Below are 16,948 nucleotides of genomic sequence, written 5' to 3'. Positions count from 1 at the left end.
CGTCACATTGGAGGGGAGATGCCGACCTGGAGCGCCAATCCCAACGGTTCCCCGGCAAAACCTGCGAGCGGCACCACGACCGCCGCGCGCACATCCGTGCCCAGCGCACCGCCCGCGCCGATCAAACCGCACTCCTCGCCGCGCACCTCCGCCGCGACCCGATATCTCTGCATCGCAATGCATCTCGATACCCGGATGGCGCGGGCCGTGATCGAGAACGTGCTCGAAGAACCCCGGCTGGCCGTCACCCTGTCGCCCGCGGTCGACGTGGTGACGGTCTGCCTGCATGCCGTGGCGGCCAACCGCAGGCAGGCCACACGCGATGGCGTACTGGTCTGCACGCTGGTGCTGGCGTTGATCGGAGTGGCCGGGTTTCCGAGTCAGCTACCGCTGATCGGTCTCGCGGTGGTTATCGCCTGGGCGGCCGTATTCACCGAGGCCTATATCGCATTCTGGGGCACCATCGCGCAGAGTCTGCGCAAGGACAACTTCGCCTCGGCCACGCCGCCCCCGGCCTCGACCGATCGGGTGCGGCAGCAGATCGCCCATGTATCGGGCTATGCCACGGGCAATGTGACGATCTATCGCGGGTACAACCCGTTCGCCGGGCACGGCTGGCTGCGGGCCGGCTGGTCGCTGGCACTCGATACCACCAAACCGCAGGATCCGGCCGCACCGATCGTGCCCTTCACCGCCGTGGAATTGAACACCCGGCTGGCCGCTGACCTTGCCCGGCTGGATATCCCGGACCTGAGCGTCGGTAATCGGTTGCTGGTCAACGGCGCCGACGTACACAACGATCGCCGTTTCCTGCCCGATCCGAACGGCGCCCCGGCACCCTGGACGGACGCGGCGACCCTCGCCCGGTTGATGACCCATCCCGAGGATATGGCGCGTCCGTATCTGACCGTCGAGATCACCTGCTGGGAAGGCGAAATGGTGTGGTCGGCCTTCATCCGGGTGGTGCGGAACGAGGATTCGCTCTTCGTCGAGACGAACTACACGGTGCTGCCGCCGTTCAGTCACGGCTACTACGCGATCGACGACCTGCTGGCCCGGCCGACGGTGGGCGAGATAATCCGATTGGCGCTGCGCTGCGGGGCACGGCTGCCGGCGGCACTGCTCGCCTGCATCCCCGGCGTTTCCCACTACCTGTTCACCGGGCTGCGCTGCTGGCGCAAGGACCGCCGGTAGCGGCGTCAGATCCGCGAACTGTCCCGCTTCCACCATGGTGCGCTGGCCAGTCCGCGGGAGAGCGCCGCTTACCACGATGCGCAGGGCCGGATCGCCTATCACCGGTACTTCCAGAGTCTGGACGAGCAGATGGTCATGAAGATCGTCGACAAGCGCGTCTTCAACACGCTGGTCACCTTCCTCTCCGAGAAGAACATCGATCCCGACGAGCTGAAACGACGCAGCGAGCACATCATCAACAACAGCGTCTCGATCGGTGGCGACGTGCACATGGCCCATTCGGCACTGGGCGGCGGGTCGGCCTCGGTGAGCTCGGCATCCTCGACGTTCTCCGGCAGCACCTAGCCTCCGGAAGCCCTGCGACACCAGTTGATTCCTCGAAAGGCGGCATCATGCAGCGGGATGAGAACTCCGTGAACATCGGCGGCACTGTCAATATGACCGGTTCGGCGCTGTCGGGGCGGGATGCGCAGGTCGTCCACACCGGCGAGAGCGGCCGGGAAGCCGCGGGCCCGGCCGCGCGAACCGATCGCGGCGCATCGATCGAGGCCGCGCGACCGGCGGCCGTTCCGGGCTCCGCCGCGGTCCGGGGCCGGACATCGGGTGGTTCAAGGGTTTTCGTCTCGTATGCGCACGACGACCCCGCGCATATCGAAGCGGTCCTGCGTTTCAGCGACTTTCTCGCCTCCGACTGCGGACTCGATGTCCATCTGGATCGCTGGGATCTGGAGCTGCGGCGGAACTGGTTCCAGTGGGCCATAGACCAGATCACCGCGGCCGATTTCGTGCTCGTCATCGCCTCACCGGACTGCCGGCGGGCGGCGGACGGCAAGGCCGACAGCTACACGAATCGCGGCCTGCAGTCCGAGATGTCGGTGATGATGGACCGGCTGCACAACGACCGGGGAGCCTGGCTGCGCAAGCTGCTCCCGGTGGTGCTGCCCGGGCGCTCGATCGAGGAGATCCCCCTGTTCCTGCAGCCCGGTATCGCGGACTACTACCTCGTCTCCGACTTCACCGTCGCGGGCGCCGAGGATCTCCTGCGGGTGCTCACCGCGCAACCGTATTATGAACGGCCACAACCCAATCCGGCGGTCGTGCGACTGCCGACCTGGCATCCCGGGCAGTGAACGGGAGCCGGACGTGTCCGCCGCCGTGATCACGGCCAGCGCCAGCATTCTGGTCGCGGTGCTCGCCTATCTGCTCAACCAGCGCGGCCAGGTGCGGCAGGAACACCGCCGCGCCCGGCTCGACCGGATCAATGCTCAGCTTCGTGAACTGTACGGCCCGTTGCACGCCTGGCTCGACGTGAACGAGCAGATCTGGGAGGCCCTGCGCGCATCCCACCTGCCACCCAAGGAGGAACGGCGGCCCGATGCCGACTCGGCGAGCTGGCGTGGCTGGCGCGACCACGCCCTCATGCCGGCGAACCGGCGGATGCGGGATCTCATCGTCCAGCACGCGGATCTGATCCTCGAAAGCGCAACCCCCGCACCCTTGCTGACCTTCTGCGCCCATGTGAGCGCGCTCGAGGTCGCCATCGAAACGGCGTCACCCCATGACCACGCGCTGATCGGGCATCCGGGCAATGCCTATGTGTCGTACGTGCGCGATTCGTTCGCCGCCCTCAAAACCGAACAGTGCCGATTGCTCGAGGCCGGCTGACCCGGCAAGGAGGTAGGGGAGGGGCTTGTGGGGTAGGGGAGGGGGTTTCGGGGGGAGCGCGCCGGTGCCGGAAAGCGGCCCTCGTGAAAGTGGCTGGGCGGGTGGCCGATTGGCGGTTGCCCACCGATAGCGGGTGGGTATGGGCGGTTCGGGGGAACCGGGTCGGAGCGTGGGGATAGTTGCCCCGGAGGGGTTCGCGGAGACTTGTCCGCTCGTTGTGCGCGAGGCGGGACTTGAACCCGCACGTCCGAGGACACCAGAACCTAAATCTGGCGCGTATGCCAATTTCGCCACTCGCGCTGATGGTACGACCGTCCAAACTTTACCGGGTCGAACGGGGTTCGCGAAGCACCGGGAGGGTGTGGCGTACTGGTCGGTAACCCTACCAGGGATTATAACGATTTCATAAAGGTGAATGTGAGGGGGGCTCATATTTCCTACGCCGGTGTAACCGGGCTCACCAGCGGGATCGAACATGAGGGAGAGTCATGTTTCTGAAGATTCTGGTACGAGAGTGCAAGAAAACTGGAGAGTAGGCACACGGACGCAACACGAACATGAGGAAAGCCTCATGATTTTGTGGAATCCTCGGCGTCTACCAGGGCCTGTCGGCCGGGGGAACACCTGCGCACCGTGAGCGCGGCCCAGTCCTGCGGGGGTTGGGTCGCTCGGAGAAGGAAGTCGAACGTCTTGACGATCAACGAGAGCACCGGGATCGGATCCAAGGCCGGACAGGCTCGGAAGAACCGGGAAAATGGGGTCAGGTCGTCACTGCTGGACCGATTGCTGGGGGGTACTCCGTACGCCCTCGCATTCGGTGGGCAAGGCGCACAGTGGCTGAACGAACTCGAGGAGATCGGGCGGGATTCCGCGCTCGAACCCGAGCTCACCGCGCTCGTCAACGAGGCCGCTGAAAAGCTGGAACCCGTTGCGGCACAACTGCTCGTAGTCCGGCCCGTCGGATTCGATCCGATCGCCTGGATGCTGGAGGAAGAGATCGCCGATCCGGATCAGGGGGAGGTGTCCGGAGCGCCGTCAGCGCAGGTGTTGCGCTCCGCCGCCGTCTCCATGCCGGGCGTTTTCCTGACCCAGGCCGCCGCGCTGCGCGCGCTGCGCCTGCAGGGCCTGGACATCGTGGCCCAGCCGCCCGCCGCCGTCATCGGCCACTCGCAGGGCCGCATCGCCGCCGTCGCCGCCGAGGCGCACGGCCGGCGCGATGCCGAACTGCTCGCCGTGGCCCAGTTGATCGGCGCCGCAGCCGGTCTGGTGGCCCGCCGCCGCGGCCTCATGCCGGTCGGCGAGAAGTCGCCCATGGTCGCCGTCTCCAATGTCGATCCCGAGCAGCTGCAGGCCGTCGTCACCGAGGTCTCCCAGGGCGTCGACCCCGACAAGGCCGCCGTCGTCTCCATCCGCAACGGCCGCCGCCGCGCGGTGCTCTCCGGCTCGGTCGCCCAGCTGGACCGCGTCCGCCGCCGCTGCGCCGAGATCAATGAAGCACAGGCTCGCGAACGCGACGCCAAGAAGCGCGGCGGCTCGGTCTTCGCGCCGGTGTTCGAGGACATCCCGGTCGAGGTCGCCTTCCACCACCCGGCCCTCGCCGAGACCGTGGACCTGGTCACCGGCTGGGCCCAGCAGTGCGACCTGGACACCGAACTCGCCGCCACCCTCGCCCGCGAGGTGCTCGTCGACCCGATCGACTGGGTCGGCACCGTCGACGAGACCGTCGCCGAAGGCGCGCAGTGGATTCTGGACCTCGGCCCCGGTGACCTGCTCACCCGCCTCACCGCCGGCTCGCTCAAGGGCACCGGCGTCGGCGTACTCGCCGCGTCCACCCGCCCCGGCCAGCGCAGCCTCTTCACCCCCGGCGCCGCGCCCGAAGTCGCCCCCGCCTGGACCGAATTCGCGCCCAAGCCGGTACGCCTGCCCAACGGCCGCATCGTGGTCGAGACCGCCTTCACCCGCATCACCGGCCGCTCGCCGATCCTGCTCGCGGGCATGACCCCCACCACCGTGGACGCGAAAATCGTTGCGGCCGCGGCCAATGCGGGTCACTGGGCCGAACTCGCCGGTGGCGGTCAGGTCACCGAGCAGATCTTCGCCGACCGCGTCGCCGAACTGCAGACCCTGCTGCAGCCGGGCCGCGCCGTGCAGTTCAACTCGCTGTTCCTGGACCCGTACCTGTGGAAACTGCAGCTCGGCGGTAAGCGCCTGGTGCAGAAGGCCCGCACCGCGGGCGCGCCGTTCGACGGCGTCATCGTCACCGCCGGCATCCCGGAACTCGAAGAGGCCGTTGCCCTCATCGAGGAGCTGACCGAGGTCGGCATCACCCATGTGGCGTTCAAGCCCGGCACCGTGGCGCAGATCCGCGCCGTGCTGCGCATCGCCGACGCCGTGCCCGGCTACCCGGTCATCATGCACATCGAGGGCGGCCGCGCCGGTGGCCACCACTCCTGGGAGGACCTCGACGACCTGCTGCTGGAGACCTACGGGGAACTCCGCGGTCGCGACAATGTGATCGTCTGCGTCGGCGGCGGCATCGGCACCCCCGAGCGCGCCACCGAATACCTCACCGGCGCTTGGTCGCAGACCCACGGCCACCCGGCCATGCCTCTGGACGGCGTGCTGGTCGGCACCGCCGCCATGGCCACCCTCGAGGCCACTACGGCGCCCGAGGTGAAGCAGCTGCTGGTCGATACGCCCGGCACCCCCGACTGGGTCGGTGCGGGCACCGCCACCGGCGGAATGGCCTCCGGCCGTAGCCAATTGGGCGCGGACATCCACGAGATCGACAATGCGGCCTCCCGCACCGGCCGCCTGCTCGACGAGGTCGCCGGCGACGCCGACGCCGTGGCCGAACGCCGCGACGAGATCATCGCCGCCCTCGACGCCACCGCAAAGCCGTACTTCGGCGACGTCGCCACCATGACCTACGTGGAATGGCTGGAGCGCTACGTCGAGCTGGCGGTCGGCCTGGACCGCCGCAAGGACTTCGACTGCGGCGGCGACTTCGCCGACGCCATCGCCGACGCCACCCGCTCGGTCTGGCTGGACATCACCTGGCGCGACCGGTTCGCGGAAATGATGCGCCGCACCGAATCCCGCCTCAACGAGGCCGACCGCGGCGAGATCGCCACCCTGTTCGCCGAGGACGACGAGTTCGAGGCCCCCGTGCAGGCGCTGTGCACGCTGAAGGCGCAGTACCCGGCCGCCGCCGGCACCGTGCTGCACCCGGCCGACGTGCCGTTCTTCGTGAGCCTGTGCAAGACCCCGGGCAAGCCCGTCAACTTCGTGCCCGTGGTGGATCAGGACGTGCGCCGCTGGTGGCGTTCGGATTCGCTGTGGCAGGCCCACGATCCGCGCTACAGCGCCGATCAGGTGTGCGTCATCCCCGGCACCGTCGCCGTCGCCGGCATCACCCGCGTGGACGAGCCCGTCGGTGAACTGCTGGACCGTTTCGAACAGGACACCGCCTACTCGCTGGTGCGGGCGGGCGTCGTCCCGGCCGCCGTGGACGGCCGCCGCCGCGTGCAGGTCGCGCACGGCGCGCTCGACATCGTGCTCGCCGCACCGGATGTGCAGTGGGCCGGCCGCACCACCGTCAACCCCATCCATCGCCTGGGTGACCTCGACGAGTGGACGATGAACGGCAAGGGCGCGATCCACCCGCCCACGGGCGCCCGCCTGAGCGCCACGGAGGGCCCCGAAACCGACCACGCCTATGTGGAATTGAGCGTCCCGCTGCTCGGACGCGATGCGGTGCAGATCCGGATCACCGTGCCCGCCAGCGTCTACAACGGCGGCGCCCCGGTCATCACCGAGGACGACGCCGAGGCCGCCATGTCCGCGCTGCTGGCCGTCGCGGCCGGGCGGTCGCTGCCCGAGGTCAAGGATGTGGACGGCGTCAAGGTCGCCCACGTCAACCTTGCCTGGACCCCCGACCTCATCGCCGACCACGCCGGCGTCACCGGCTCCGGCCTGCCGGACTCGCTGAGCACCCTCGGCCGCACCGTGCCCGACGTGCTCGTGGGCGCCTGCTGGCCCGCCGTGTTCGCGGCGCTCGGCGCCACCCGGACCGCGGACGAGCACAGCGTCATCGAGGGCATGCTGGACCTGGTCCACCTCGACCACCGGATCAACCTGGTCGGCCGATTGCCGGACGGCGCAAGCGTGCTCGCGGTGCGGGCCGAGGCCGGGCAGTCCCTGGACACCGATCTGGGCCGGGTCGTGGAAGTGCGGGTGAAGATCTCGGGCATGCTCGACAAGCCGGAGACCGGCATGTCCATGCCCACCATCGCCACCCTCACCGAACGGTTCGCCATCCGCGGCCGCAACGGCTCCGCCGAACTCACCGATCCGGCGCGCGCCGCCGGCTCGCTGTCGGAGGACGCCACCGACACCCCGCGCCGCCGCCGGCGCGACGTTGCCATCGTGGCCCCGCGCGCCATGGCCGCGTTCGCACAGGTGTCGGGTGACCACAACCCGATCCACACCTCCGACAACGCCGCCAAGCTGGCCGGGCTCGGCAGCCCGATCGTGCACGGCATGTGGCTGTCCGCCGCCGCGCAGCACGCGGTGTCGGCCATCGACCTGGACGACAAGGCGCCGGCCCGCACCATCACCGCGTGGACCACCCGGTTCCTGGGCATGGTCCGGCCGGGCGCGCAGATCGACGTCCGCGTGGAACGTGTTGCGGTGGATCATGGTTCGGAGATCGTCGAGGTCTCGTGCCGCATCGCCGGTGATCTCGTGATGACGGCCACGGGTCGCATCGCACCGCCGAAGACCGTGTACGCCTTCCCCGGACAGGGCATTCAGGCCAAGGGCATGGGCCTCGACGCCCGCACCCGCTCCAAGGCCGCCAAGGACGTCTGGGACCGCGCCGACAAGCACACCCGCGAGGCCCTCGGCTTCTCGATTCTCGCTGTGGTGCGCGACAACCCGACCTACCTCAAGGCGCGCGGCGTCGAATACCGGCACCCGCAGGGCGTCCTGCACCTGACCCAGTTCACCCAGGTCGCCATGGCCACCCTCGGTGTCGCACAGGTCGCCGAACTGCGTGAGGCCGGTGCCTTCATCGACGGCGCCATGCTCGCCGGGCACTCCGTCGGCGAGTACAACGCACTCTCCGCCGTGGCCGGTGTGCTGCCGCTGGAGGCCGTGCTCGAGGTCGTGTTCCAGCGCGGCTCCGCCATGCACGAGCTGGTGCCCCGGGATGCCCAGGGCCGCAGCGACTACCGGATGGCCGCCATCCGGCCCTCGCAGATCGCCATCGCCGACGACCAGGTCATCTCCTGGGTCGCCGGGATCGGCGAAGCGGCGCAGGAATTCCTGGAGGTGGTGAACCTCAACCTGCGCGGCTCGCAGTACGCCATCGCCGGCACCGTCAAGGGCCTCGAAGCCCTCGAAACCGAAATCGAGCGGCTGCGCGCCGAAACCGGCGGCAAGCGCGCCTTCGTACTGGTGCCCGGCATCGACGTGCCGTTTCACTCCACCGTGCTGCGCCGCGGCGTGCCGGAGTTCCGGTCCAAGCTGCTGGATCTGCTGCCCGCCGACCTGCACCCGGAATTCCTGGTGGGCCGGTACATTCCGAACCTGGTGCCGCGCCTGTTCAACCTGGAGCGCGACTTCATCGAGGAGATCGCGGATCTGGTGCCCTCCGAGCCCCTGGCCGAGGTGCTGGGCGACTGGGAAGACTGGGCCGCCAAGCCGGTCGAACTGTGCCGCGTGGTGCTGGTCGAGCTGCTCGCCTGGCAGTTCGCCTCGCCGGTGCGCTGGATCGAGACCCAGGACCTGCTGTTCACCGACGGTGAGCACGGCGGGCTCGGGGTCGAGCGGTTCGTCGAAATCGGTTTGGCCGCAACGCCTACCGTCGCCAACCTGGCCGCCAATACGCTGAAGCTGCCGCAATTCGGCAGCGCTGTGGTCGAGGTGCTGAACATCGAGCGCGAGCGCGGCATCGTCTACTCGACCGATACCGACCCGGCGCCGGTGGAGGAGGCCGAGGAGACCCCGGCCGAAACGTCCGCTGCCGCAACGGCTCCGGCCGCTGCCGCCGCACCCGTCGCGGCTCCGGTCGCACCGTCCGGTGGCCCGCGGCCCGACGACATCGGGTTCTCGGCCGCCGACGCCACCCGCGTGCTCATCGCGCTGTGGACCAAGCTGCGCCTGGATCAGATCGGCCCGGTGGACACCATCGAGGGGCTGTGCGACGGCGTGTCCTCGCGGCGTAATCAGCTGCTCGTCGACCTCGGCGCGGAGCTCTCGCTCGGCGCGATCGACGGTGCCGCCGACGCCGATATGGGCGCGCTGGCCGGCACGGTCGACCGCCTGGCCCGTACCTACAAGCCGTTCGGTTCGGTGCTCTCCGATGCCATCGGCGACCACCTGCGCAAGGTCTTCGGCCCCTCGGGCAAGCGCCCGGCCGCCATCGGCGACCGCGTCAAGAAGGTCTGGGAACTCGGCGACGGCTGGGTCAGCCATGTGACCGCGGAGGTCTCGCTCGGCACCCGCGAGGGCGCCAGTGTCCGCGGCGGCGACCTCGGCGGGCTCGTCTCCGGCGGGCTCGGCGACAGTGCGGCCGTGGACAATGCGATCGACGCCGCCGTGCAGGCCGTGGCCGCGCGCCGCGGCATCGCGGTCTCCATGCCGTCCGCCGGCGGTGGCGGCGGCGCGACCGTCGACGCGGCCGCGCTGGGCGAGTTCACCGAACAGATCACCGGCCGCGACGGCGTGCTCGCACAGGCCGCTCGCGTGATCCTGGAATCCCTCGGCCACGCCGAACAGGCGTCCGCGCCGGAGGTCACCACGGACACCCTGGTGGATCTGGTCTCGGCCGAATTGGGTTCGGACTGGCCGCGATTGGTCGCGCCGGCCTTCGACGCCAAGAAGGCCGTGCTCATCGACGACCGATGGGCCAGCGCCCGTGAGGATCTCGCCCGACTGTGGTTCGGCAACGACGGCTCGCTGCCGGTCGAACCCGTGGTCGACGGATACGTCGGCGCGGGCGAAGCCGTTGCCGCGCAGGCCGACTGGTGGCGCAACCGCGCCATGAGCGAAGCCCGCTCGGTACTCGCCGGGGTGTACGGCGCCATCGCCGAGGCCGCGGTCACCGTTGCCGAGCCGGGCAGCTGGTCCTCCGATATCGCCGTGATCACCGGCGCCAGTAAGGGTTCCATCGCGGCGGCGGCCACCGGCCGGCTGCTGGCGGGCGGTGCGACGGTCGTCGTCACCACCTCCAAGCTGGACGACACCCGCCTGGGCTTCTACAAGCAGCTCTACCGCGACAATGCCCGCCACGGCGCGGCGCTGTGGGTGGTGCCCGCGAACATGGCCTCCTATACCGATATCGACGCGGTCATCGAATGGGTCGGCAACGAACAGGTCGACAATGCCGGTGGCGCGAAGATCCTCGTCAAGGAGGCGATGACCCCCACCCTGCTGCTCCCGTTCGCCGCGCCCCGCGTGGCCGGTGACCTCTCCGACGCCGGCGCCCGCGCCGAAATGGAGATGCGGGTGCTGCTGTGGTCGGTGGAGCGCCTCATCGGCGGCCTGTCCACCCTGGGCGCCGACCACGACGTGGACGCGAAACTGCATGTGGTGCTGCCGGGTTCGCCCAACCGCGGCATGTTCGGCGGCGACGGCGCCTACGGCGAATCCAAGGCCGCCCTCGACGCCGTGGTCGCCAAGTGGCGGGCCGAGAAGTCGTGGTCGCAGCGGGTCACCCTGGTGCACGCGCTGATCGGCTGGGTGCGCGGCACCGGCCTCATGGGCGGTAACGACCCGCTGGTCGAGGCCGTCGAGAAGGCCGGCGTGCACACCTGGTCCACCCTGCAGATGGCCGACGAACTGCTCAAGTGGTGCACCTCGCGGGCCCGCGTGGTGACCGCCTCCGGACCGCAGCAGATCGACCTCACCGGCGGATTGGCCGGGGCCAAGCTGGATCTGCCCGAACTGGCGCGCGAAGCCCGCGAACAGGCCGAGGCCGCCGCGGCGGAAGAGGAAGGCATCGACGGGCGCACCATTGCGGCGTTGCCCGCCCCGCCGACCCTGTCCTCCAAGCTGCCCACCCCCGAATGGGGTTCGGTCACAGCCGATCTCGACGATATGGTCGTCATCGTCGGCGCGGGCGAGCTCGGCCCCTACGGCTCGGCGCGTACCCGCTTCGAGATGGAGGTCTCCGACCAGCTCTCCGCCGCGGGCGTGCTGGAACTGGCCTGGAGCACCGGACTCGTCACCTGGGAGAACGACCCCAAGCCCGGCTGGTACGACACCGAATCCGGCGACTACGTCGACGAATCCGAGCTGGCCGAGCGCTACCACGACACCGTGGTGGAACGCTGCGGCGTGCGCCGCTACGGCGACGACGGCTCCATGATCGACAACACCGCACCGCTGCTCACCTCCGTGTTCCTGGACAAGGACCTGAGCTTCGTGGTGAACAGCGAAGCCGAGGCGCGGGCCTTCCACTCCGCCAATCCGGAGCAGACGGTCGTCACCCCCGTCGACGGCAGCGGCGACTGGCAGGTGATCCGCAAGGCGGGCACCGAGATTCGCGTGCCGCGCAAGGCCAAGCTGTCCCGCGTGGTCGGCGGCCAGATCCCCACCGGTTGGGATCCCACCAAGTGGGGCATCTCCGCCGATATGGCCGGCTCCATCGACCGGGTGGCGCTGTGGAACATCGTCTGCACCGTGGACGCGTTCCTGTCCTCCGGGTTCAGCCCCGCCGAGCTCATGAGCTGGGTGCACCCGGCCATGGTCGCCAACACGCAGGGCACCGGCATGGGCGGCATGTCGTCCATGCGCTCGCTGTACATCGACAACCTGCTCGGTGAGCCGCGGGCCAACGACATCCTGCAGGAGGCGCTGCCCAACGTCGCACTGGCGCACGTGGTGCAGAGCTACGTCGGCTCCTACGGCGGCATGATCCACCCGGTCGCCGCCTGCGCGACCGCGGCGGTCTCCGTCGAAGAAGGCGTGGACAAGATCAAGCTGGGCAAGGCCGACCTGGTGGTCGCCGGTGGCTACGACGACCTCGGTATCGAGGGCATCGTGGGCTTCGGCGACATGTCCGCCACCGCCGACTCGGCCGTCATGTCCGCCAAGGGCATCAGCGACCGCTACTTCTCCCGGGCCAACGACCGTCGCCGCGGCGGCTTCGTCGAATCCATGGGCGGCGGAACGGTACTGCTGGCTCGCGGCTCGGTGGCACTGGAAATGGGTCTGCCGGTGCTGGGCGTGGTGGCCTACGCGCAGTCCTACGCCGACGGCGTGCACACCTCGATTCCGGCTCCGGGCCTCGGCGCCCTGGGCGCGGGCCGCGGTGGGCCGGAGTCCAAGCTGGCCAAGGAACTCGGCAAGCTCGGCGTGACCCCCGACGAGATCGCGGTGGTGTCCAAGCACGACACCTCCACCGCCGCAAACGATCCCAACGAGTCGGAACTGCACGAGCGGCTCGCCACCGCCATCGGCCGCTCGGAAGGCGCACCGCTGTTCGTGGTTTCGCAGAAGACCCTCACCGGTCACGCGAAGGGCGGCGCGGCGGCCTTCCAGCTCATCGGCCTGTGCCAGGTACTGGAACAGGGCGTCATCCCGCCCAACCGCAGCCTCGACTGCGTGGACGAGAAGATGGCCGAATACCCGCACCTGGTGTGGCTGCGCGAACCCCTTGCCGTGGGAGATCGCTTCCCGCTCAAGGCCGGACTGGTCACCTCCCTCGGCTTCGGCCACGTCTCCGGGCTGCTCGCCATCGTGCACCCGCAGGCCTTCGTCGAGGCGATCACCGACCCGGAAAAGCGCGAAACCTACCAGCGCCAGGCCGAAGAGCGTCAGCTCGCCGGCCGCCAGCGCCTCACCGAGGCCATGTGCGGCGGCGCCCCGCTCTACGAACGCCCCGCCGACCGCCGCTTCGGCGGCGACGGCACCCCGGCCAAGAAGGCGCGGCAACTCGAGGCGGACGTCCTCCTGTCGCAGCAAGCGCGCCTGGGCGTGGACGCGGTCTACAGCACCCGCCCCGAAGGCCCGGCCTGCCGCTAGCGGCACCCATGGACCGGCCTGCCGGTAAGTAGCCCTCCGGCAGGCCCTGGGCGGCAGGCTCGTGTACCCGCACGAGCCTGCCACCCGCACAACCGAACACGACGGCGGAGCCTACGGACCCGTAGGCTCCGCTGCTATGTTGCAGTGCATTCGACTGCACCAACGAGGAATCGAGGAGTCCCGCACAGTGACGATCCTTGGTATCGGTCTGGACTTGGTCACCATCTCCGAGTTCTCCGAACAACTGGAACGCACCGGAACCACCATGCTCCGGGAGAGTTTCACCGCCGCAGAGCGCCGCTACTGCCAGAGCAAGGGAACGGATCCGGCGCGCAGCTATGCCGCGCGCTGGGCCGCCAAGGAGGCGGTGCTCAAGGCGTGGGCGTCCTCTCGCTTCGCGCGCAGCCCGCAGATCGGGGACAACCCCTATCCGCTGATCGAGGTCGTCAATGACGCGTGGGGGCGGCCCAGCATCAAATTGCACGGGCTCGCAGCGGAATTCCTGCCGCGGGCCCGGGTGCACCTGTCGTTGACCCATGACGGGGATACGGCGGCGGCCATGGTGGTGCTGGAAGATCCGGGCGAACTAGCGGACCTCATCGGCAAGTGAGAGATCTTGTGCCGGCGGTCAGTTCACCTCGGGTTCGAACTCGGTGCGCTGGCCGCCGGTCCGGGACTCCTTCTCGGCGATGAGGAGATACGCGACCATCAGGCGTTTCAGCTCGGAGACCGCGTCCTCGTGGCTGAGGCCGTCCTGCACCGAGAAATTCAGCATCGAATAGACGACGTGCACCAGCACCTGCGCCATCATCGAACGCCGGCCGCGCGGGGTGCGGGGCATGAGCGGGCGCAGCATCTGCGAAACCGCTTCGGCGAACTCCTTTTCGTGGATCGCGCCGGTCGCCCGGGTGGACGGCGTGGACTGCATGGCCAGCCACACCTCGCGGCGGGACGGGTCGGTCATCCACAACTCCGCCAGGTGATCCACCAGCGCGTTCATATGCCGTAGCCAGTCCATGGACGGGATCTCGCCGTGGAAATCCGCCAGCTCCTGCGAAACCGCCACCAGGTCTTGGCGATTCAATTCGCAGACGATCACATACTTGTTGGCGAAGAACTGATACAGCGTGCCGATCGGGACTTCCGCACGGGCCGCGACCTCTTCACAGGTGAATGATTCGAAGCCGACCTCTACGAGCAACTCCCGGGAAGCCTGCAACAGGGCGTCGAACTTCCTCTTGCTCCGTTCCTGCGTCGGGCGGCGACGGGGCATCAGCTCCTGCGGGTCGTCCTGCAACTCCAACGCAGGGTCCGGCCGTCGAGTCGACCTGGCTCCCGTGCGCGCTTCCACGCTCAACAGCCTACGGGTAGCGACACGCGGATGACACGCTGCGGTAGTTCGTGTGTCACGGCCTCCCACCCATCCACGCCGCGCCCGGTGACGAAGACCCATCGCAGCTGCTTCACGGCTGCCCACCGATACATCGAAAGGGGCTGTGCCCCTTTCTACCCGGGAAGCGGGCCTGCCCCTTGGTCAGGGGTCCAGGGGTCGGAGTCTCTCGGACCTGCCCCCGGGGCTCGGAGAGTTAGTTCAGAAAGCACTGACGACGTTGGAAGGCTGATCTGTGGTTTCTTCTGCTGTTGTTCGTTCCGCGGTGACCATCGGAGTCGCTACCGAGCGCGGCGCGGTGCGTGCCGTGGCACTGGCCGAGGATGGCGACAAGCTGCCCGAACGCGTGGTGCTGGAACGCGTGGCCAGGGTCGCCGGCGAATCCAAGGCCGACCTGGCCGAGACCGTCGAACTGGTGCTCGAGGAGATCGCCGCCAAGATCGCCACCGATCGCAAGATCATCGGGGTGGCCGTCGCCTATCGCGATGCCGCCGAACGCCGGGCCATCGTCACCCGGCTGGCTTCCGGGGAGTGGCACGACGCCTCGCTGGTGTCGGCCAAGGCCGCGCACCTCGCGGTGGCCCGCGCCATGACCTGGGTCGACGAGTTCGAGGACCTGGCCATCTGCGAGGTGGTCCCCGGCTTCCAGGCGTTCTCGCTCATCTCCCCGGACCGCAGCCGGGTGCTGGCCGCGGTCACCCTCGCCGGCGGCGCCACCACCGACGAGGCCATGCGCGCCGCGGTCACCTCCGCCTGGGACCAGTTCGACGCTGCCGGGGTGAAACCCGACGCGGTGGTGCTCATCGGTTCCGCCGCAAGCGAACCCGCGGTAGTGGCGGCACTGGAATCCGGGTTCGGCGCACCCGTCATCCCATGCTCGGTGTCGGCGGCGGCGCCCGCCCTCGGCGCGGCCCTCGCGGCCCTGCCCGAGGTCGAATTCGCCGGTGAGGCGGCCGAGCGCATTCGCCGGGTGCGCGGCACGGCAGCCCTGTTCGCGGCGGCCAGCGTGCTGGCGGGCGGCCTGGTGGCCGGCGGAGTCTATGCGGCGAACAAGGATTCGTCGGGCGTGCCCGAGCCCAAGCTCACCGACGCTCGCGTCTCCGCCGACGCCAGATCCGCGCCCGCCCCGAGCCGGCTCGGCGCACCCGCCGCGGCCCCGGCCGATCCGGGCGCGAGCGGAGGCAGCGCGCCCGCTGCGCAGCCGACCGGACCGACCACACCCGACTCGGGCGTGACCATGTCGGATCAGCCCGCGCCGCAATCCGAGCCCGATGTGATCACCGTCGACCCGGCCACCCTCAATTGGGGACCGAACGGCTCACGCACCGATGGCGGCGATCCGAAGCCGCTGGTCAAGGCGCAGCCCGAGCCGGAAACCGTGCCCGCCTCGGATTCGGTGCTGCCCGCCCCCACCCATCCGGTCGTGGCGCCCGTCGACGGCGGTCTCTTCCCCGGTGAAATGGCGCCGCCGCCGTTAGGGACCCCGGAATTTGCCTCCTGGTGGGACAACCACTGGCGCATGATGCTGCAGTGGGCGACCCTCCAGGTCTTCCCGCGCGCCTGAGCACGCGAAACACGTGCCAGCACACCGGCATACGAGAACCCCGGCCCGAATCAGGCCGGGGTTCCCCGTGTCTCTGCCTCGATCTACACGGAGAGATCGCGGCGCAATTTGGCCACGTGACCGGTCGCGCGCACGTTGTACTGTGCGACCTCGACCTTGCCCTGCTCATCGATGAGGAAGGTGGATCGGATGACGCCGGTGACCTTCTTGCCGTACATCATCTTCTCGCCGAACGCACCGTACGCGGTCAGCACATCCTTGTCCGGATCGCCGAGCAGCGGGAAGGTCAGCTGCTCGGTATCGCGGAACTTGGCCAGCTTGGCCTGCTTGTCGGGGGAGATGCCGATGACGTCGATGCCGGCGCCGTTGAGTTCGGCCAGGTTGTCCCGGAAGTCGCACGCTTCCTTGGTGCAGCCCGGCGTGCTGGCGGCGGGGTAGAAGTAGACGATCACCTTGCGGCCGCGGTAGTCGGCGAGCGACACCTCTTTGCCGTCGGCATCGGGCAGGGTGAAGGCGGGCGCGGTATCGCCGGGACTGAGTCGGGGGTTCTCGGTCATGTCGTCACGCTAGCCGACGCCCCCGGCTCGTTGTCAGCGATACCGCGCTGTCTTCGTCAAGCGTGAATTACCACTCGTGGCAGCGGTCGTCGTGGCGGCCCCAGCCGTCACGCTCGTCATCGTGCCAGCGGCCGTGGCGGTCGCAGTGCCAGTCGTTGTGCCAGGGGTCGCGCGGGTCGAGCCAACCGGGCTGGTTGAAGCCGCCCCAGTCGCCGTCCTCGTGCAGGATGGCCGGGCCGGCCTGCTGGGCGGGGCTCACGACCTCGGCGTTCGCCACGGAGACCAGCGGTCCGGTGATGAGAGCGGCGGACGCCGCGGCGACGAATAGTGAACCGATAATGCGGGACTTCATAGAAGGCCTTTCTGTAGAAATCGGGCTCCGACCCGCGGACGACTCTATGGGCGTCACTGGCCTGTTCCTACGATTCCCCGGCAACTCACATCAAATCCTGAGCTGGGCCGAGGATTTCCGCGCGCGTCAGGAGTGCGAGGTCGGGTTGGCGATAGACTCCACGGCAGGTCGGCTCGCCGCGCCCTGGATTCGTC

Annotated in this window: 11 protein-coding genes and 1 tRNA gene; 7 read left to right on the top strand and 5 right to left on the bottom strand. The window is 69.1% G+C overall.

Features of this window, described 5'->3' with window-relative positions; all coding sequences use genetic code 11:
• Positions 1-2: 2 nt before the first annotated feature.
• Positions 3-173 (bottom strand): hypothetical protein, encoded by a 171-nt coding sequence (locus tag ACIP5Y_RS07870; RefSeq protein ID WP_400348555.1) that lies wholly within the window; start codon positions 171-173, stop codon positions 3-5.
• A gap of 4 nt (positions 174-177) precedes the next feature.
• Here ACIP5Y_RS07870 and ACIP5Y_RS07865 point away from each other — a divergent pair, with 4 nt between their 5' ends.
• The 4 genes from ACIP5Y_RS07865 to ACIP5Y_RS07850 all read left to right on the top strand — a co-directional run bounded on the left by ACIP5Y_RS07865 (position 178) and on the right by ACIP5Y_RS07850 (position 2,859).
• Entirely contained in the window at positions 178-1,194 is a 1,017-nt protein-coding gene (locus tag ACIP5Y_RS07865) for a hypothetical protein (RefSeq protein ID WP_400348553.1), read from the top strand.
• Positions 1,195-1,329: 135 nt separating this feature from the next.
• Positions 1,330-1,539, top strand: a complete 210-nt coding sequence (locus ACIP5Y_RS07860; protein ID WP_400348551.1) for a hypothetical protein — start codon at positions 1,330-1,332, stop codon at positions 1,537-1,539.
• 47 nt (positions 1,540-1,586) lie between these two features.
• Entirely contained in the window at positions 1,587-2,324 is a 738-nt protein-coding gene (locus tag ACIP5Y_RS07855) for an SEFIR domain-containing protein (protein WP_400348549.1), read from the top strand.
• 13 nt (positions 2,325-2,337) lie between these two features.
• A complete protein-coding gene (locus ACIP5Y_RS07850; protein ID WP_400348547.1) occupies positions 2,338-2,859 on the top strand; it encodes a hypothetical protein in 522 nt (173 codons plus the stop codon).
• Between the two features lie 218 nt (positions 2,860-3,077).
• Here the strand turns inward: ACIP5Y_RS07850 and ACIP5Y_RS07845 are convergent.
• Positions 3,078-3,159, bottom strand: a tRNA-Leu gene (locus ACIP5Y_RS07845).
• A 390-nt stretch (positions 3,160-3,549) separates the two neighbouring features.
• Here ACIP5Y_RS07845 and ACIP5Y_RS07840 point away from each other — a divergent pair.
• Positions 3,550-12,891 (top strand): fatty acid synthase subunit beta domain-containing protein, encoded by a 9,342-nt coding sequence (locus tag ACIP5Y_RS07840; RefSeq protein WP_400348545.1) that lies wholly within the window; start codon positions 3,550-3,552, stop codon positions 12,889-12,891.
• Positions 12,892-13,078: 187 nt separating this feature from the next.
• Positions 13,079-13,501 (top strand): holo-ACP synthase, encoded by a 423-nt coding sequence (locus ACIP5Y_RS07835; protein WP_397017303.1) that lies wholly within the window; start codon positions 13,079-13,081, stop codon positions 13,499-13,501.
• An 18-nt stretch (positions 13,502-13,519) separates the two neighbouring features.
• On the opposite strand, the gene ACIP5Y_RS07830 is transcribed toward ACIP5Y_RS07835, so the two are convergent.
• Positions 13,520-14,164 (bottom strand): TetR family transcriptional regulator, encoded by a 645-nt coding sequence (locus tag ACIP5Y_RS07830; protein WP_397017317.1) that lies wholly within the window; start codon positions 14,162-14,164, stop codon positions 13,520-13,522.
• A gap of 382 nt (positions 14,165-14,546) precedes the next feature.
• On the opposite strand from ACIP5Y_RS07830, the gene ACIP5Y_RS07825 reads away from it, so the two are divergent.
• On the top strand, positions 14,547-15,845 hold the full coding sequence (locus tag ACIP5Y_RS07825; RefSeq protein WP_400348543.1) for a hypothetical protein: 1,299 nt from the start codon (positions 14,547-14,549) through the stop codon (positions 15,843-15,845).
• 83 nt (positions 15,846-15,928) lie between these two features.
• On the opposite strand, the gene bcp is transcribed toward ACIP5Y_RS07825, so the two are convergent.
• Together bcp and ACIP5Y_RS07815 are read right to left on the bottom strand one after the other, a co-directional pair.
• Positions 15,929-16,402, bottom strand: a complete 474-nt coding sequence (bcp, locus tag ACIP5Y_RS07820; protein WP_400348541.1) for a thioredoxin-dependent thiol peroxidase — start codon at positions 16,400-16,402, stop codon at positions 15,929-15,931.
• Between the two features lie 67 nt (positions 16,403-16,469).
• Positions 16,470-16,754 (bottom strand): hypothetical protein, encoded by a 285-nt coding sequence (locus ACIP5Y_RS07815; RefSeq protein ID WP_400348539.1) that lies wholly within the window; start codon positions 16,752-16,754, stop codon positions 16,470-16,472.
• Between the last annotated feature and the right edge of the window lie 194 nt (positions 16,755-16,948).

Origin of the sequence: Nocardia sp. NPDC088792, assembly GCF_044750615.1 — a bacterium.
Taxonomy (GTDB): Bacteria; Actinomycetota; Actinomycetes; order Mycobacteriales; family Mycobacteriaceae; genus Nocardia.
Note: the sequence above shows the minus strand (reverse complement) of the source record. Positions and strands in the feature narration are given on the sequence as shown.

Excerpts from the sequence above, each read along its gene's own strand:
- ACIP5Y_RS07870 (WP_400348555.1), bottom strand. The coding sequence starts at position 173 with ATGCAGAGATATCGGGTCGCGGCGGAGGTGCGCGGCGAGGAGTGCGGT.
- ACIP5Y_RS07865 (WP_400348553.1), top strand. The coding sequence starts at position 178 with ATGCATCTCGATACCCGGATGGCGCGGGCCGTGATCGAGAACGTGCTC.
- ACIP5Y_RS07860 (WP_400348551.1), top strand. The coding sequence starts at position 1,330 with ATGAAGATCGTCGACAAGCGCGTCTTCAACACGCTGGTCACCTTCCTC.
- ACIP5Y_RS07855 (WP_400348549.1), top strand. The coding sequence starts at position 1,587 with ATGCAGCGGGATGAGAACTCCGTGAACATCGGCGGCACTGTCAATATG.
- ACIP5Y_RS07830 (WP_397017317.1), bottom strand. The coding sequence starts at position 14,164 with ATGCCCCGTCGCCGCCCGACGCAGGAACGGAGCAAGAGGAAGTTCGAC.
- bcp (WP_400348541.1), bottom strand. The coding sequence starts at position 16,402 with ATGACCGAGAACCCCCGACTCAGTCCCGGCGATACCGCGCCCGCCTTC.
- ACIP5Y_RS07815 (WP_400348539.1), bottom strand. The coding sequence starts at position 16,754 with ATGAAGTCCCGCATTATCGGTTCACTATTCGTCGCCGCGGCGTCCGCC.